This window comes from Lentzea kentuckyensis (assembly GCF_002150765.1).
Taxonomy (GTDB): domain Bacteria; phylum Actinomycetota; class Actinomycetes; order Mycobacteriales; family Pseudonocardiaceae; genus Lentzea; species Lentzea kentuckyensis.
Genome location: NZ_MUYM01000035.1, coordinates 58,009 through 73,455, shown reverse-complemented (window position 1 = coordinate 73,455; position 15,447 = coordinate 58,009). Strand labels below are relative to the sequence as shown.

Below are 15,447 nucleotides of genomic sequence, written 5' to 3'. Positions count from 1 at the left end.
GGATATTACGAACGAGTGCGCCGGGCGTCAACGAAATGAATTTGTTCGACAATTCGACGTGGAATTCGACTGGGGTTCGATTCGAACGGATCGAATTCGTTTTCCGGGCCACGAGGTAGCAGCGGTGTGACGTACGCATTACGATCCGACCGCTCGTCGAACGACGTTTCGACGCCATGACCAGGTCGTTCGATGCTCTTCGACACCCGGTTCATCGAACGAGACTGATCAGTCTCGTATTGACCGCAGCCGCCGTTTGGTCTAGCTTTCCCCGCCATTGCCCAGCTCCACTCGTACTACCGCAGTACCGGGGGAACAATGAGATCCAGATCGACCGTTCAGGTGATGACCGCGATATTCCTGCTCACCGGATGCACCGGCACGCCCACGCCGATCGCGTCCGGTCCGCCGTCGGAGCACCGCCTCGTCGCGCCGCCGACCCTGACCAACACGCTGACCGTCCAGGGCGTGGAGGACGGCCGCACCGTCCTGCTGTCCGACGGCACGCGCGTCCGGATGGCCGGGCTCGCCGCTCCGGAGGAATGCTGGGCGGGCGCCGCCACCGCGTTCGCCAAGGCGTTCCTGCTCGACAAACAGGTCAAGGTCGATCCGGGTGACCCGACGGTCGTCGACGACGCGCCGCTGTGGCTCGAGGACGGCACCGAGTACGCGTTGCTCGCGGTCAGCCAGGGGATACTGCGCGGCGACGCACCGCACGATCCCGCCTTCGTCGAAGCCGAGGCCGCCGCCACCAGGGCGGGACTCGGGCTGTGGGGCGCACCCTGCAAGGGGCAGGCCAAGCCGTCCGCCTCGACCACGACACCACCACCCGCCGCCGCGGTGCCCTCGCCCGTTGCGACGACGACCACACCTCCCCTGGTGTTCGGGTGCGCCGTGAACTACCGCGTGACCCATCGCTGGGACATCGGCTTCAACGCCGACATCACGATCACCAACACGGGCACGGCGCCGATCTCCGGGTGGACGCTGCGCTGGAAGTTCACCGGTGGCCAGGTGATGACCGACATCTGGAACGCGACGGGTCAGCAGTCCGGCCAGGACGTGCGGGCCACGAACGTCTCCTACACCGCGGACATCCCCGCCGGAGCCACCCAGGTGGTCGGCTTCACCGCCTCCTACCGGATGATCAACCCGGCGCCGACGGGGTTCTCCGTGAACGATCACCCGTGCCCGGTCCGGTAACGTCCTTTTAAGACGGACAGGACTTCTGGAGGAGGACTCCGTGCTGGAGATCAGCGGACTGACGTGGGCGATCACGATCGGGGTGATCGTGGCACTGCTGGCGGTCGATCTGGTGCTCGCCGCCTGGCGACCGCACCGGATCGGCTTCCGCGAAGCCAGTCTGTGGTCGGTGTTCTACATCCTCGTCGCCATCGCGTTCGGCGTGTGGTTCGCCAGCGCGCACGGCGGCGAGTTCGGCACGGAGTACTTCGCCGGGTACATCGTCGAGAAGAGCCTCTCGGTCGACAACCTGTTCGTGTTCGTGATCATCATGACCACGTTCCTGGTGCCTGAGGAACACCAGCACAAGGTGCTGACCTTCGGCATCGTGCTGGCGTTGATCATGCGCGGCATCTTCATCGCCGTCGGCGCCACGCTGCTGTCGTTGTTCTCGTTCATGTTCCTGCTGTTCGGCCTGCTGCTGATCTACACCGCCGTGCAGCTGTTCCGGCACCGCAACGAGGACCCCGACGTCGAGAACAACGTCGTCGTGAAGACCGCGCGCAAGCTCCTCCCGGTCACCGACGACTACGTCGGCGGCAAGATCTTCACCCGGATCGACGACAAGCGGATGGCCACTCCCCTGTTCGTCGTGCTGGTGGCCATCGGCGGCGTGGACCTGCTGTTCGCGCTCGACTCGATCCCCGCGGTGTTCGGCGTGACCGAGGAGCCCTACATCGTCTTCACCGCCAACGCGTTCGCGCTGCTCGGCCTGCGCGCGTTGTTCTTCCTCGTCAAGGGCCTGCTCGACCGGCTGGTCTACCTGTCGGCCGGCCTCGCGGTCATCCTGGCGTTCATCGGCGTGAAGCTGATCCTGCACTGGGCGCACGTCGACATCTCCGCGAGCGTGCCCGAGGTGCCGACCCCGCTCAGCCTCGGCGTGATCATCGGCATCCTGGTGATCGTCACGGTCGCGAGCCTGATCAAGACCCGCAACGACCCAACGGCAAAGGCACACCCCGGCTCTCTGCACGCCCACAAGGAGGACGAAAAGCCATGAACGGCGCTTTCGTGGACCCCAGGTCCACGAAAGCGCCGTTCATGGCAAGCGGTTGTGGGACGCTGCCCACGCGAACCGCCGATCTTGGAGGTGCACCTTGGGTGCCGGCACGTACGGAGACGCTGCCTACCGCTTCCTCGTTCCCGATGCGCCGCACCACAAGCGCACGGACCGGGACCTGTTCCCCGCCCTGGACTCCACCCGTGCCGCCACGCTGAACGTGTTCCGCGCCAGGCCCGGTGTGCAGCGCCCCAGCCTGATCTCGTCGTGGTCGGGGACGATCGACAGCTTGCTGCTCTCGTTCCCGTCCTACGGGGTGCGCACACCGGAGCTGACGGCGGGCTATCGCTCGGTGATCGACGCGATGCGTCCCGGGACCCGGTTCGTCGTGGTGCACCACGAGAGCGACCGGCAGACGGTCGAGGGGTGGTTCGGCGAGCATCCGGCCGGGAACGTGTCGTACGTGCCGATGCCGGACTACGTCGACTTCACCGACTGGGCCGAGGACGGCTACGTGGCGCTGGTGGACGCGGCCGACGCCGGGGAGAGCCCGACCTACCTGGTGGAGCCGTGGTCGTTCCCCCGCTCGGGCGACTCGCTGATCGCGGACAACGTCGAGGAGTACAGCTCGGTGCGGGCGAGTCAGGCCCCGCTCGTGTTCCAGGGCGGGAACTGCCTGATCGGCGACGACTTCTGGCTGCTGGGCACGGACTACTTCCTCGACACCCTGGAGCTGATCCGCAGCGGTGAGCTCCCGGTCAGCGTGCCGGAGGGCCGGACGGAGACCGAGTTCGTGCGGGAGTTGTTCGGCAGGTACGTCGACAGCGCGCGTGAGCTCCAGCTCGTCGGCACGAAACGGCCGTTGGGCCTCAAGCGGTACTACGCGACCGTGGAGGGCGGCGAGTACCTGCTCGACCTGCCCGGTGGCGGCACCGGCGACCTCCAGCCGATCTTCCACATCGACATGTTCGTGACGCTGGCCGGTCCGGGCGACGACGGCCGGTTCCGCGTGCTGGTGGGCAGCCCCCAGCTCGCCGACGACGCGTTGGGCACCAAGTCGCCGTTCGCCCTGCAGACCGCGTACGACGAGATCGCGGCCGAGTTCGACCGGCGTGGTTTCGCCGTCGAACGCAACCCGCTCGTCCATCGGCCCCAGATCACCCAGCGGCTCACGCTGGCGGCGTTGCGCGATTTCGCCGGCACCCCGGACGGCGCCGAACTGCGCGAGGTGGTCGCCGAGTTCACGGCGGCGGGCGCACAACCCGAGTCCGTCATCCAGGTCCGGTCGTGGCACCACATCACCTGGAACAACTGCCTGGTGGAGAACAGCTCCAGCGGCCGCACCGTCTACCTGCCCACGTTCGGGCACGGTCCGGAAGCCGACCTCGCCGTGATCGACGACTCGATGGAACGGCTGTGGACCGGCCTCGGGTTCTCGGTGGTCCGGCTCGCCGACTTCAACGCCTTCGCCAGCCGTCTCGGTGTCGTCCACTGCATCAAGAAGTACCTGGGACGCGGCGCGTGATCGATCACCTGGTCTACGCCGCGCCGGAGCTCGACGCGGCGGTGAACGCGTTCGAGGAACGGTTCGGCGTGCGGGCCGCGGGCGGTGGTCAGCACGTCGGTCTGGGCACGCACAACAGGTTGCTGGCACTTGGGCCCCGGACGTACCTGGAGATCATCGCCCCGGATCCGGGCCAGCCGGCGCCGGCCGCGCCCCGTCCGTTCGGAGTGGACGGTGTGGCGGAACCGCGCCTGGTCGGCTGGGCGGTCGCGCACGACGACATCGACGGGGCCCGAGCCGCGGCGGTCGCCCAGGGCTTCGACCCCGGTGACGTGATCGACGGACAGCGGCAGACGGCGTCCGGCGAGGTGGTGCGGTGGCGGCTGACCAGCAACGCCCTGCGCGGCGGCGTGGTGCCGTTCCTGATCAGCTGGGGCGGCACGCCGTCGCCGGCGCTGTCGGCGCCGACCGGTCTCATCCTGGAGTCGTTGCACGTCGAGCACCCCGATCCGGCCCTGATCACGCCACGTCTGCGGGCACTCGGTACCGAGGTCGAGGTGCGGCACGCACCCGAACCCGCCCTCGTGGCCTGGATCACCGCGCCGAACGGTCGTCATCTCCTCAGATAAGTAACAGTTGTGCACTTAGTAACACGTGTGCATAATCTGGGCATGGACCTGCATCAGGACGAGCCCGCGCGCGACCCCAGGGTGCGCCGCACCCGTGCGGCCGTGCTGCGGGCGGCGTTCGACCTGGTCACCGCGCGCGGCACGACGGCGGTCACGATCTCCGAGATCGCCGAGGCCGCGGACGTCAGCCGCCGGGTCATCTACCAGCACTTCACCGACCTCGACACGGTGCTGCTGGAGGCCGGGCTGGACCTCGCGCGACGTGAGCTGCTGCCCTGCCTGGCAGACCTCCGCGAACCCGTGGACGGGCGGGCGGAGACGCTCGTCATGACCCGGCACTTCGCCGACAACCGGGTGTTCTACCGCGCCCTGCTGACCGGATCCTGCGCGTTCGCCCTGGACCGCGGCCTGATCAGCCTGATGCTGCCGGTCAACCGGCAGGCCATCGCCCACCGGTACGGCGACCGGCTCTCTCCCCAGGCCATCGACGACCTCGCCGCCTTCGTCACCGGCGGCGCGGGCTCGTTCGTCACGACCTGGGTGGTCGACGGCGCACCCGAGCCGGAGGCCTTCACCGACCGGCTGCTGAGCGTGATCTCACTGATGATGGAGCTCCGATGATCAGCTATCTCATCCAGCGCATGATGAAGCTCTCCCCGCCGCTGACCCGCAGCGTCGTGGTGCAGAAGGGTCTGCGGGTGCCGATGCCGGACGGCGTCGAGCTGCTGGCGGACCGGTGGCTGCCGCGGTCCGGTGGCGACGGGTTGCCGACCGCGTTGATCCGAACGCCTTACGGCCGCGGGATGTTCGGCCAGATCTTCGCGAGGCCGCTGGCCGAGCGCGGGTACCAGGTGGTGATCCAGAGCGTCCGCGGCGGGTTCGGTTCCGGTGGCACGTTCGACCCGATGCGGCAGGAACGCGCGGACGGGCTCGCGACCCTCGACTGGCTGGTGTCCCAGCCGTGGAGCGACGCCATCGTGCTGTACGGGCTGAGCTACCTCGGGCACGTGCAGTGGGCGGTCGCCGATCAGCTGCCGCCGCAGGTCAAGGCGATGATCCCGATCGTCACCGAGTCCGCGCTGACCCTGGAGTTCCTGCGCCCCGACGGCATGTCGCTGGAGACGCCGTTCGGATGGGGCGTGCTGGTCGGCACGCAGGAGCGTCCGCTCGCGACGCTGCGCCAAGCCGTTCAGGGCAAGAAGACCGCGCGGGCGCTGCACACGCTTCCGTTGGTGGACGCCGATGTCGCCGCGTTCGGCGAACGGTCGGACTACATCCAGGACATCCTCGCCCACGATGCTGATTCGGAGCGGTGGGAGGGGTTCGACCACAGCCATCGCGTCGCCGACGTGACGGTGCCGGTGAGCTCGATCGGCGGCTGGTACGACATCTTCCTGCCGGGCCAGCTCCGCGACTTCCAGGTGTTGCAGAAGAACGGACGCTCCGCGCGGCTGACCGTCGGCCCGTGGACGCACACGGACTTCAGCGCCACGCTGGTCGAGGAGGCCGTCGGGTTCGGGCTCGCCCACGCCAACGGCACGGAGCCGCCGCACCGCGAGCCGGTCCGGCTGTACGTGATGGGCGAGGAGGCCTGGCGCGAGTTCCCGTCGTGGCCGCCCCCTGGCCACTCCCCTCGGCGCTTCCACCTCGGCACCGCGGGAACGCTGACGCCCGAGCCGCCCGAGTCCTCAGTGGACACCTACCGCTACGACCCGGCCGATCCGACTCCGGCACAGGGCGGGGTGCGCCTGTCCGGGACCGCGGGCCGCGTCGACAACACCGCGCTCGAGGCCAGGGCCGACGTGCTCACCTACACCACCCCGGTGCTCGACCAGGACGTCGACGTGATCGGCGAGGTCAGCGCGGAGATCTGGTTCTCCTCCAGCCTGCCGCACGCCGACGTGTTCGTCCGGCTCTGTGACGTCGATCCGGACGGCAAGTCGTGGAACATCTGCGACGGGCTGGTGAGCCTGACCGGTGCCGACGAACCGCAGTGCGCCACCGTGCGGTTGTGGCCGACCGCCTACCGCTTCAAGCGTGGTCATCGCATCCGCGTGCAGGTGTCGAGTGGCGCTTTCCCGCGCTACGCCCGCAATCCCGGCACCGGTGAGTCGCGCGCCACCGCGACGAAGCTGCTCGCCGCCGACCAGACCGTCCACTTCGGACCGGACCGTCCGTCGGCGATCGTGCTGCCCGTGGGCTGAGCTCAGGGGCCGTTCTTGCCCTTGTTCTTGCCGGACTTCCCCTTGCCCTGCTTCTCGGCCTGAACCGGTGGCTGTACAGCGACCTGCGGCTGGGTCTGGACCACGGGTGCCGGGGTCCACTCGGCGGTGCGTTGCTGGATCGGGGTGGTGGGTGCGGTCGTGGCCGGGGGCGCCGACTCGGCCGGGGTCGCGTTGTCGTGGTGTGTCAGGAGCCCGGTGCCGACGGCGGCGAGCACCACCGCGGTCGTGGTCGCGGCGAGCAGTCCGTGCGAACGGCGCGGGCGCGGGCGCGGTGCGACGAGCGTGGGCGGGTCCGCCGCGAGCAACGCCCTGGCGCACTCGCTCGCGGTCGGACGGCGGGTGGCGGACAGCGAGGTCATCAACGTCAGCAGCCGCCTGAGGTCGGACGGCAGACCGTTCGGGACCTCGGGCGCCCGGTGCAGGCGCGCGACCGCCGCCTCGATCTCCGCGCCCTCGTACTCGCGGCGTCCGCTCAGGCATTCCAGCAACACCAGCCCGAGCGCGTAGACGTCCACCGCCGGGGTGATCTCGGCGCCGCGCACCTGTTCCGGTGCCAGGTAGGCGGCCGTGCCGACGACCTGGTCGGCCCTCGTCAGGCGGGCGCTGTCGGTCAGCCGTGCGAGGCCGAAGTCGGCCAGCCGCGGCACGTCCTCCTCGCCCAGCAGGATGTTGGCGGGCTTGACGTCGCGGTGGATGAACCCGTGCGCGTGGACGTGCGCCAGCGCGTCGGCCAGGGCCGCGCCCAGTCGGCGCACGTCCTCGACGTCCATCGGCCCGTCGGCGAGACGTCCGCGCAGCGTGCGGCCCTCGACCAGCTCCAGCACCATGTACGGGGGCTCGCCGGCCGGATCCGCGTCGTAGACCGCCACCAGCCCCGGATGCGACAACCCCGCGAGCGTGCGGATCTCGTTGTCGAACCGCTGCGCGTCCGCCGGGTCGTGGCCGGGCTGGAACAGCTTGATCGCGACGTCGCGCGCGAGCAGGGTGTCCCTGCCGCGGCGGACCTCGGCCATGCCGCCCGAGCCCAGCAGTTCACCCACCCGGTAGCGGTTGGCGAGCAGACGTGTGTCCGGCATGGTCTGGGGTGCCCGCCGAACGGGTGACCCAACCGTCAGCCGCCGTCCGGGAATCGCGGACCACGATGGTTCGATGAATCCTGAATTCGTCCCATCATTTGGCCCCTCGCCCGGTTGATCACCTCGTGGCTAATGTCGGCGTGCGGCCGCAACCGCCAACAACAACGAGGTGGAGAATCATGCGTGCGATTTCTACGTTCGTGCTGACCGCAGCCGCGATAGTGGCCACCGCATTGCCCGCGGCGGCCACCCCGCCGCTCGAGGCCTCGGTGGTCATTCAGCCGCAGGGACGGTTGGAGGCGCGCGGCGCCGCTGTGACCGTGCCGACGCGGGTGATGTGCCAGAACGGCGCGACCGGGTCGTTGTGGGTGCAGGTCACCCAGAACGTGCGGGGCGAGCTCGCGATCGGCGAGAAATACGCGCCGAGTGTTCCGTGCACCGGTAAATTCCACAAGGTCGACATGACCGTCGTGTCCCGCACCAAAGCGTTTCGTCCGGGCGTCGCATTCACGTCGGCCACGCTGAACGTCTACCTTCCGCCGGACAATTCGAGCACCGTCGAAGAAGCACGGGAAATGATGCTCGTCCGTTAGCAGGCGGGCGGCGGACTAACGCTGCGTCCTGGTCGACGCGCGGACCACGAGCTCCGGCTGGAACCGCACGTGCCGGTGCTCGTGGTCCGGGTCGTTCTCCGAGAGCAGCAGCTGGGCGGCGGTGCGGCCCAGCTGCTCGCGCGGCTGGCGCACCGACGTCAGCGGCACGGCCGCGGCCGCGGCGAACTCGATGTCGTCGTAGCCGACCACGGCGAGGTCGTCCGGCACCTTCAGCCCCTGCTGCGTCATCGACTGCAGCAGGCCCAGCGCGAGCAGGTCGTTGGCGCAGAACGCCGCCGTGGGACGGCGCGACGCCGGCAGGCCCACCAGCCGCTCCCCCGCGCCGCGACCTTCCGCCACCTGCAGGCCCTTCGTCTCCAGGAACGTCATCGCCTCCGGCGGCAGACCCGCGTTCGCCAGGGCACGCGACGCCCCCTCGCGGCGGTCCCGCACCTGGGGGATCGACAGCGGGCCGCCGATCATCGCGATCCGGGTGTGGCCGCTCTCGATCAGGTGGGTCATCGCGAGCTCGCCGCCGAGCACGTCGTCGACCGCCACCGAGCAGCGCGTTCCGTCCAGCGCCTCGCGGTCGACCAGCACCACCGGGGTACCGCGTTCGGCGATCTGCGCGCACTCGTCGTCGACCGGGGTGATCAGGATGCCCTCGACGCGCTGCTCGTGCAGCAGCTCCAGGTACTCGCGTTCGCGGCCGTCGTCGGAGGCGCTGTTGCACAGGAACAGCGCGAAGCCCGCTTCCCTGGCCGCGTCCTCGACGCCGCGCGCCACGTCGGTGAAGAACGGGTTCGCCGCGTCCAGCACGACGTAGGCGAGCACCCTGCTGCGGCCCGCCCGCAGCTGACGTGCGGACTCGTTGCGCACGAAGCCGAGTTCCGCGATCGCGGCGAGGACCCGCTGGCGCGTCGCGGGTGCGACGACGTCCGGGCGGTTCAGCACGTTCGAGACGGTCGCGTTCGACACGCCGGCGTGCTGCGCGACGTCGCGGATGCCCACTGACGGCCTCACGGGCGGCTCCTTTGTTGAAACGTGACAACGAATCGTACCCCGCACATCTTGACACGCAGCCGCAACGCACCCAGAGTGCACGTAACTCAGCCGTTAAAACGTTTCAACATCGAGGAGACGGAACTGTGGACCGACCTCCCGTGGTGGCCCTGGACGAGGTGAGCAAGTCCTTCGGCGCCGTCCGGGCGTTGTCCGGGGTGTCGTTGCGGTTGCTGCCCGGCGAGGCCCACGCGCTGCTCGGCGAGAACGGCGCGGGCAAGTCGACGCTGATCAAGACGCTCGCCGGGGTGCATCGCCCGGACGCGGGCCAGGTGCTGGTCGACGGCTCGCCGCAGCGGTTCACCGGCCCCGCGGACGCGTTGGCCGCGGGAATCGCGATCATCTACCAGGAGCCGACGCTGTTCGGTGACCTGTCGGTGGCGGAGAACGTGTTCATGGGCCGCCAGCCGCTCGGGCTCGGCCGCCGCATCGACGTCGCCGCGATGCACGCGCGCACCTCGGAGCTGTTCGCCCGGCTGGGCGTCCGGCTCGACCCGGCCCGTCCGGCGCGCGGACTGTCCATTGCGGACCAGCAGCTCGTGGAGATCGCCAAGGCGCTGTCGTTCGACGCCAGGGTGATCGTCATGGACGAGCCGACGGCCGCGTTGTCCGCGCACGAGGTCCAGCGGCTCTTCGGTGTGGTGCGGGCGTTGCGCGAACACGACGCCGCCGTGCTGTTCGTCTCGCACCGGCTCGACGAGGTGTTCGAGCTGTGCCAGCGGGCCACGGTGCTGCGCGACGGCGAGTTCGTGTGGTCCGGCGAGCTGTCCGGCGAAACGCCGGACTCCCTGGTACGGCGGATGGTCGGCCGCGAGCTGTCGCAGTTGTTCCCCAAGCAGGACACCACCGCGGGCGAGGTGCTGCTCTCCGTGCGGCGGCTGACCCGTGAAGGCGTGTTCACCGACGTGTCGTTCGAGGTCCGGGCGGGCGAGATCGTGGCGCTGTCCGGACTCGTCGGCGCCGGCCGCAGCGAGGTCGCGCGGGCGGTGTTCGGCATCGACCGGCCCGACGGCGGTGCCGTGACGGTGCGCGGGCGGAAGCTGAAGTACGGCTCCCCCACAGCCGCGATGGCCGCGGGCATCGGGTTCGTGCCGGAGGACCGTCGCCAGCAGGGGCTGGTGATGGACGCGTCGATCGAACGCAACACCGCGCTCGCCTCGCTGGGCCGCCTGTCGACGTTCGGGCTGCTGCGGCGTCGCAGCGAACGCGCGCTGGCCCAGGACTGGGCGGTCAAGCTGCGGCTGAAGTTCGCGAAGCTGAGCGACCCGGTCGGCGTGCTGTCCGGCGGCAACCAGCAGAAGGTCGTGCTGGCCAAGTGGCTGGCCCGCAAGCCGTCCGTGCTGATCGTCGACGAACCGACGCGCGGCATCGACGTCGGCACGAAAGCCGAGGTGCACCGGTTGTTGTCGGAACTCGCGGGCCAGGGCGTGGCGGTGCTGATGATCTCGTCGGAACTGCCGGAGGTGCTCGGGATGGCCGACCGCGTGCTCGTGATGCACGAGGGCCGGCTGGTCGAGGAGCTGTCGCGGGCGGACGCGACCGAGGAACGGGTCGCGCTCGCGGCCGCCGGGCAGGTGGCCCGATGACCGCAACCGCCGTCGCTCCCGCGCGCCGCACCGCGGCCCGCCGCCTGAGCAACAAGGTCGGCCGGGTCCGCGAACTCGGCATCGTCGTGGCCCTCGCCCTGGTCGTGATCCCCACCGCGGTCGTGAACCCGCGGTTCATCCAGCCGCAGAGCCTGCGCGACCTCCTCCTCAACGCCTCGATCGTCGCCCTGCTGGCCGTCGGTCAGACCCTCGTCGTGGTGACGAGGAACGTCGACCTGTCCGTGGGTTCGGTCCTCGGCCTGTCCGCTTTCCTGACCGCGCAACAGTTCGCCGACCACCCCGGTACCCCGCTCATCGCCGGCATCGGGTTCGGCGTCGCGGTCGGGCTGGCATGCGGCCTGCTCAACGGCCTGCTGGTGGCACTCGGCAACGTCCCCAGCCTCGTGGTCACCCTCGGCACCCTCTACGTGTTCCGCGGCATCGACTACGCGCTGGCGCAGGGCAAGCAGGTCAACGCGGCGAACCTCCCCGACGCGTTGCTGGACCTGGGCAGCAGCCGCGTCCTCGGCATCCCGATCCTCGTGCTGATCACGATCGTGGTCATCGCGGTGGCGGCGGTCTACCTCCGCTCCTACCGGTCCGGCCGCGAGCTGTACGCGATCGGCTCGAACCCGGAAGCCGCCACCCTCGCGGGCATCCCGGTCGCCAGGCGCACGCTGACCACGTTCGTCCTTTCCGGACTGATCGCCGGACTGGCCGGTGCGTTGTGGGTGGCGCGCTACGGCACGGTCGACGCGGCGGCGGGCACCGGCCTCGAACTCCAGGTCGTCGCCGCGGTCGTCGTCGGCGGTGTGGCGATCTTCGGTGGTTCCGGCACCGTGGCGGGTGCGGCGCTCGGCGCGTTGCTGCTGGGCACGATCACCAGTTGCCTGGTGGTGCTGCAGATCCCCGCGTTCTGGCAGCAGGCGATCGCCGGCGCGCTGCTGCTCAGCGCCATCACCGTCGACCGGCTCCTGGCGCTGCGGCTCGCGAAGGCCCTGCGCAAGACCGAAGGGACCAGCCATGCGTAACCTCCTGCGGTGGGAGACCGCGCTGGTGTTCCTGCTGATCGTCGTGGCACTGACCGGCCAGGTCAGCACGGACGGCTCGTTCCTGTCCGGCGGCAACCTCTTCTACCTCGGCCTCGACATCGGCGAAATCGCGTTGATCGCGCTGCCGCTGACGCTGGTGATCGTCGCGGGCGAGATCGATCTTTCGGTGGCGTCGGTGCTCGGCCTGTCCAGCGCGTTGATCGGCTGGCTGTGGAACGCCGGCTGGTCGCTCGAAACGATCCTGCCGACCGTCATCGTGGTGGGCGCGCTCTGCGGGGCGTTCAACGGACTGCTCGTGACCAGGCTCGGCCTGCCCAGCCTCGCGGTCACCATCGGCACGCTCGCGCTCTACCGCGGTCTCGCGCTGGTGGTGCTCGGCGACACGGCGGTCGCGGACTTCCCGGCGAGCTACACGTCGTTCGGGACGACCCCGGTGCCCGGCACCAACATCCCGTACCCGATCGTGCTGGCCGCGATCCTGGCGATCCTGTTCGGCATCGCCCTGCACGCCAGTTCGTTCGGCCGCTCGGTCTACGCGATCGGCGCCAACGAAGAGGGTGCCCGCTTCTCCGGCATCAGGGTCAAGCGGATCAAGCTGTCCCTCTTCGTCCTCGCCGGGGCGGTGGCCGCGATCGCGGGCATCGTCTACACGTTCCGCTTCTCCAGTGCCCGCGCGGACAACGGCGTGGGGCTCGAACTGGCCGTCGTCGCCGCCGTCCTGCTCGGTGGCGTGTCCATCTTCGGCGGCAAGGGATCGCTCTTCGGCGTGCTCGCGGGCGTGCTGTTGCTGGGCGGTCTGCGCAACCTGCTGATCCTGCAGGACACCTCCACCGAGGTGCTCACCATCGTCACCGGCCTCCTGCTGCTGGTGAGCGTTCTCGCCCCCTCGATCACCCAACGCGTCGCCACCCTACGAAAGGCCGCCTCATGAACACACGTCTAGTGCTCGCTCTGGTGGTGTCCGGAGCCGTCGCGCTCACCGCCTGTGGTGGTGGCACCACGAAGGACAGCGCGGGCCAGCAGACCGGCGGCGCGACCAACGCCGCCAAGGCCGACCCGAACGCGCCGTTGAAGGAAGGCCTGAAGATCACCTTCCTGCCCAAGCAGGTCAACAACCCGTACTTCACGGTGGCGCAGAAGGGCGCCGAGCAGGCGGGTACGGCGATCAAGGCCGAGGTCAAGGCGACCGGGCCGTCCGACGCCGCCGCCTCCTCGCAGGTCACCTACATCAACACCGCCGCGCAGCAGAAGCAGGACGCGCTGGTGATCGCCGCCAACGACGCCAACGCCGTCGCGCCCGCGCTGAAGTCGGCTCGTGGCCAGGGCCTGAAGGTCGTCTCGTTCGACTCCGACGCCGCGCCGGACGCGCGCGACGTCTTCATCAACCAGGCCAACCCGAACGAGATCGCCACCGGCCAGGTGAAGCTGATCTCCGAGGCGATCGGCGGCAGCGGTGAGATCGCGATCCTGTCCGCGACCCCCAACGCCACCAACCAGAACGCGTGGATCGAGGTCATGAAGACCGAGCTCGCGAAGCCCGAGTACTCCGGCCTCAAGCTCGTGGAGACCGCGTACGGCAACGACGACGACCAGACGTCGTTCCAGAAGACCCAGGGTCTGCTGCAGGCGCACCCGAACCTCAAGGGCATCATCTCGCCGACCACCGTCGGCATCGCGGCGGCCGCCCGCTACCTCAGCTCGTCGGAGTACAAGGGCAAGGTCCAGCTGACCGGTCTGGGCACGCCGAACCAGATGCGCAAGTTCGTCCAGGACGGCACGGTGAAGTCGTTCGCACTGTGGGACCCGAGCAAGCTCGGCTACCTCGCCACCTACACCGCCGCCGCGCTCGCGTCCGGGCAGATCACCGGTGCGGAGGGCGAGAAGTACAAGGCCGGTGACCTCGGCGACTACACGATCGGCGCCAAGGGCGAGGTCATCCTCGGCCCGCCGACCGTGTTCACCAAGGACAACATCGACAAGTTCGACTTCTGACATGCGCGTCTGCTTCACCTTGCGGGTCCGCCCGGATCGTCTCGACTCCTACCGGGCGCGACACCGCGAGGTGTGGCCGGAGATGCGGGCTGCCCTCAGCGAGGCGGGTTGGCACAACTACTCACTCTTCCTCGCCGAGGACGGCCTGCTCATCGGCTACCTGGAATGCGACGACTTCGACGCGGCGCTCGCGGAGATGGCGCGCACCGAGGTGAACGCGCGCTGGCAGGCCGAGATGGCTGAGTTCTTCGTCGGTGACGGCAACGCCGACGAACGGATGCGGCCCCTCGACGAGGTTTTCCACCTCGACTGAGTTTTTGGGGAGAACAGATGAGCGTGAAGGACGCGTTGCGCGAGCAGCGGATCGAGACGCCGTCGTGGGCGTACGGCAACTCGGGCACCAGGTTCAAGGTGTTCGCGCAGCAGGGAGTTCCGCGCACGCCGTACGAGAAGATCGACGACGCGGCGGTGGTGCACCGGCTCACCGGCGTCGCGCCGACGGTCGCGTTGCACATCCCGTGGGACAAGGTCGACGACTACGGCAAGCTGGCCTCCTACGCGCGTGATCGCGGGGTCGCGCTCGGTGCCATCAACTCGAACGTGTTCCAGGACGACGACTACAAGCTCGGCAGCGTGTGCCACCCGGATGCCTCCGTGCGGCGCAAGGCGATCGGGCACCTCCTCGAGTGCGTCGACATCATGGACGCCACGGGGTCGCGCGATCTCAAGCTGTGGTTCGCCGACGGGCTCAACTACCCCGGCCAGGACAACATCCGCGCCCGTCAGGACCGGCTTGCCGAGGCGTTGCAGCAAACGTACAACCGGCTCGGCGCCGACCAGCGGATGTTGCTGGAGTACAAGCTCTTCGAGCCGGCGTTCTACACGACCGACGTGCCGGACTGGGGCACCGCGTACGCGCACTGCCTGCAGCTCGGCGAGAACGCCCAGGTCGTGATCGACACCGGGCACCACGCACCGGGCACGAACATCGAGTTCATCGTGTCGTTCCTGTTGCGGGCGAACAAGCTCGGCGCGTTCGACTTCAACTCGCGGTTCTACGCCGACGACGACCTGATGGTCGGGTCGGCGGACCCGTTCCAGCTGTTCCGGATCATGCACGAGATCGTGCTCGCCGACGCGCTGACGCCGGCGGCGGGGATCGCGTTCATGCTGGACCAGTGCCACAACCTGGAGCCGAAGATCCCGGCGATCATCCGTTCGGTGCTCAACGTCCAGGAAGCCACCGCGAAGGCGCTGCTGGTCGACCACCAGGAACTCGACCAGGCGCAGCAGGCCGGTGACGTGCTCGGCGCGAACGCCGTGCTGATGGACGCCTACAACACCGATGTGCGGCCGCTCCTGCGTGAACTGCGCGAGGAGATGGGGCTCGATCCCGACCCGATGGCCGCGTACCGGCGATCCGGGTACGCCGAGCAGATCGTTCGTGAGCGAGTCGGTGGCGAGGCCGCCGGATGGGGTGCCTGAG

General features: G+C 69.3%; 15 protein-coding genes. 13 read left to right on the top strand and 2 right to left on the bottom strand.

Annotation, left to right across the window (positions count from 1 at the left end; genetic code table 11):
• The first annotated feature begins 345 nt into the window (after window positions 1-345).
• The 6 genes from B0F77_RS18185 (at window position 346) to B0F77_RS18165 (ending at window position 6,579) form a co-directional block, all read left to right on the top strand.
• Window positions 346-1,203, top strand: coding sequence for a cellulose binding domain-containing protein (locus B0F77_RS18185; protein WP_143466794.1), 858 nt, complete (start codon window positions 346-348; stop codon window positions 1,201-1,203).
• Window positions 1,204-1,243: 40 nt separating this feature from the next.
• Window positions 1,244-2,242 carry a TerC family protein gene (locus B0F77_RS18180; RefSeq protein ID WP_086664106.1) on the top strand — a complete coding sequence of 333 codons (999 nt, stop codon included), beginning with the start codon at window positions 1,244-1,246 and terminating at the stop codon, window positions 2,240-2,242.
• A gap of 97 nt (window positions 2,243-2,339) precedes the next feature.
• Window positions 2,340-3,767, top strand: coding sequence for a hypothetical protein (locus B0F77_RS47935; RefSeq protein WP_158102737.1), 1,428 nt, complete (start codon window positions 2,340-2,342; stop codon window positions 3,765-3,767).
• On the top strand, window positions 3,764-4,375 hold the full coding sequence (locus B0F77_RS18175) for a VOC family protein (protein ID WP_158102736.1): 612 nt from the start codon (window positions 3,764-3,766) through the stop codon (window positions 4,373-4,375). The genes B0F77_RS47935 and B0F77_RS18175 overlap by 4 nt, the downstream gene beginning before the upstream one ends.
• Before the next feature lie 42 nt (window positions 4,376-4,417).
• On the top strand, window positions 4,418-4,996 hold the full coding sequence (locus B0F77_RS18170) for a TetR/AcrR family transcriptional regulator (RefSeq protein ID WP_086664104.1): 579 nt from the start codon (window positions 4,418-4,420) through the stop codon (window positions 4,994-4,996).
• Window positions 4,993-6,579, top strand: a complete 1,587-nt coding sequence (locus tag B0F77_RS18165) for a CocE/NonD family hydrolase (RefSeq protein ID WP_086664103.1) — start codon at window positions 4,993-4,995, stop codon at window positions 6,577-6,579. Before B0F77_RS18170 ends, B0F77_RS18165 begins: the two co-directional genes overlap by 4 nt.
• Window positions 6,580-6,581: 2 nt before the next feature.
• On the opposite strand, the gene B0F77_RS18160 is transcribed toward B0F77_RS18165, so the two are convergent.
• A complete protein-coding gene (locus B0F77_RS18160) occupies window positions 6,582-7,676 on the bottom strand; it encodes a serine/threonine-protein kinase (protein WP_086664102.1) in 1,095 nt (364 codons plus the stop codon).
• Window positions 7,677-7,855: 179 nt separating this feature from the next.
• On the opposite strand from B0F77_RS18160, the gene B0F77_RS18155 reads away from it, so the two are divergent.
• On the top strand, window positions 7,856-8,269 hold the full coding sequence (locus tag B0F77_RS18155; protein WP_086664101.1) for a hypothetical protein: 414 nt from the start codon (window positions 7,856-7,858) through the stop codon (window positions 8,267-8,269).
• Window positions 8,270-8,284: 15 nt separating this feature from the next.
• Here the strand turns inward: B0F77_RS18155 and B0F77_RS18150 are convergent, their stop codons facing one another.
• Entirely contained in the window at window positions 8,285-9,292 is a 1,008-nt protein-coding gene (locus B0F77_RS18150) for a LacI family DNA-binding transcriptional regulator (protein ID WP_245848354.1), read from the bottom strand.
• A gap of 125 nt (window positions 9,293-9,417) precedes the next feature.
• Here B0F77_RS18150 and B0F77_RS18145 point away from each other — a divergent pair, with 125 nt between their 5' ends.
• The 6 genes from B0F77_RS18145 to rhaI are packed head-to-tail and all read left to right on the top strand — an operon-like array spanning window position 9,418 to window position 15,446.
• A complete protein-coding gene (locus B0F77_RS18145; protein WP_086664100.1) occupies window positions 9,418-10,917 on the top strand; it encodes a sugar ABC transporter ATP-binding protein in 1,500 nt (499 codons plus the stop codon).
• Entirely contained in the window at window positions 10,914-11,948 is a 1,035-nt protein-coding gene (locus B0F77_RS18140; protein WP_086664099.1) for an ABC transporter permease, read from the top strand. Before B0F77_RS18145 ends, B0F77_RS18140 begins: the two co-directional genes overlap by 4 nt.
• The gene (locus tag B0F77_RS18135) at window positions 11,941-12,900 is read left to right on the top strand and encodes an ABC transporter permease (RefSeq protein ID WP_086664098.1); all 960 of its coding nucleotides are present in this window, start codon (window positions 11,941-11,943) and stop codon (window positions 12,898-12,900) included. The genes B0F77_RS18140 and B0F77_RS18135 overlap by 8 nt, the downstream gene beginning before the upstream one ends.
• On the top strand, window positions 12,897-13,961 hold the full coding sequence (gene rhaS / locus B0F77_RS18130) for a rhamnose ABC transporter substrate-binding protein (protein ID WP_086664097.1): 1,065 nt from the start codon (window positions 12,897-12,899) through the stop codon (window positions 13,959-13,961). The genes B0F77_RS18135 and rhaS overlap by 4 nt, the downstream gene beginning before the upstream one ends.
• A gap of 1 nt (window position 13,962) precedes the next feature.
• Complete coding sequence (locus B0F77_RS18125; RefSeq protein WP_086664096.1) at window positions 13,963-14,274, top strand: L-rhamnose mutarotase; 312 nt, start codon at window positions 13,963-13,965, stop codon at window positions 14,272-14,274.
• A 17-nt stretch (window positions 14,275-14,291) separates the two neighbouring features.
• Complete coding sequence (gene rhaI, locus B0F77_RS18120) at window positions 14,292-15,446, top strand: L-rhamnose isomerase (RefSeq protein WP_086664095.1); 1,155 nt, start codon at window positions 14,292-14,294, stop codon at window positions 15,444-15,446.
• The last annotated feature ends 1 nt before the right edge of the window (window position 15,447 follow it).

Excerpts from the sequence above, each read along its gene's own strand:
- B0F77_RS18170 (WP_086664104.1), top strand. The coding sequence starts at position 4,418 with ATGGACCTGCATCAGGACGAGCCCGCGCGCGACCCCAGGGTGCGCCGC.
- B0F77_RS18125 (WP_086664096.1), top strand. The coding sequence starts at position 13,963 with ATGCGCGTCTGCTTCACCTTGCGGGTCCGCCCGGATCGTCTCGACTCC.
- B0F77_RS18155 (WP_086664101.1), top strand. The coding sequence starts at position 7,856 with ATGCGTGCGATTTCTACGTTCGTGCTGACCGCAGCCGCGATAGTGGCC.
- B0F77_RS18140 (WP_086664099.1), top strand. The coding sequence starts at position 10,914 with ATGACCGCAACCGCCGTCGCTCCCGCGCGCCGCACCGCGGCCCGCCGC.
- rhaI (WP_086664095.1), top strand. The coding sequence starts at position 14,292 with ATGAGCGTGAAGGACGCGTTGCGCGAGCAGCGGATCGAGACGCCGTCG.
- B0F77_RS18160 (WP_086664102.1), bottom strand. The coding sequence starts at position 7,676 with ATGCCGGACACACGTCTGCTCGCCAACCGCTACCGGGTGGGTGAACTG.
- B0F77_RS18135 (WP_086664098.1), top strand. The coding sequence starts at position 11,941 with ATGCGTAACCTCCTGCGGTGGGAGACCGCGCTGGTGTTCCTGCTGATC.
- rhaS (WP_086664097.1), top strand. The coding sequence starts at position 12,897 with ATGAACACACGTCTAGTGCTCGCTCTGGTGGTGTCCGGAGCCGTCGCG.
- B0F77_RS18165 (WP_086664103.1), top strand. The coding sequence starts at position 4,993 with ATGATCAGCTATCTCATCCAGCGCATGATGAAGCTCTCCCCGCCGCTG.
- B0F77_RS18185 (WP_143466794.1), top strand. The coding sequence starts at position 346 with ATGACCGCGATATTCCTGCTCACCGGATGCACCGGCACGCCCACGCCG.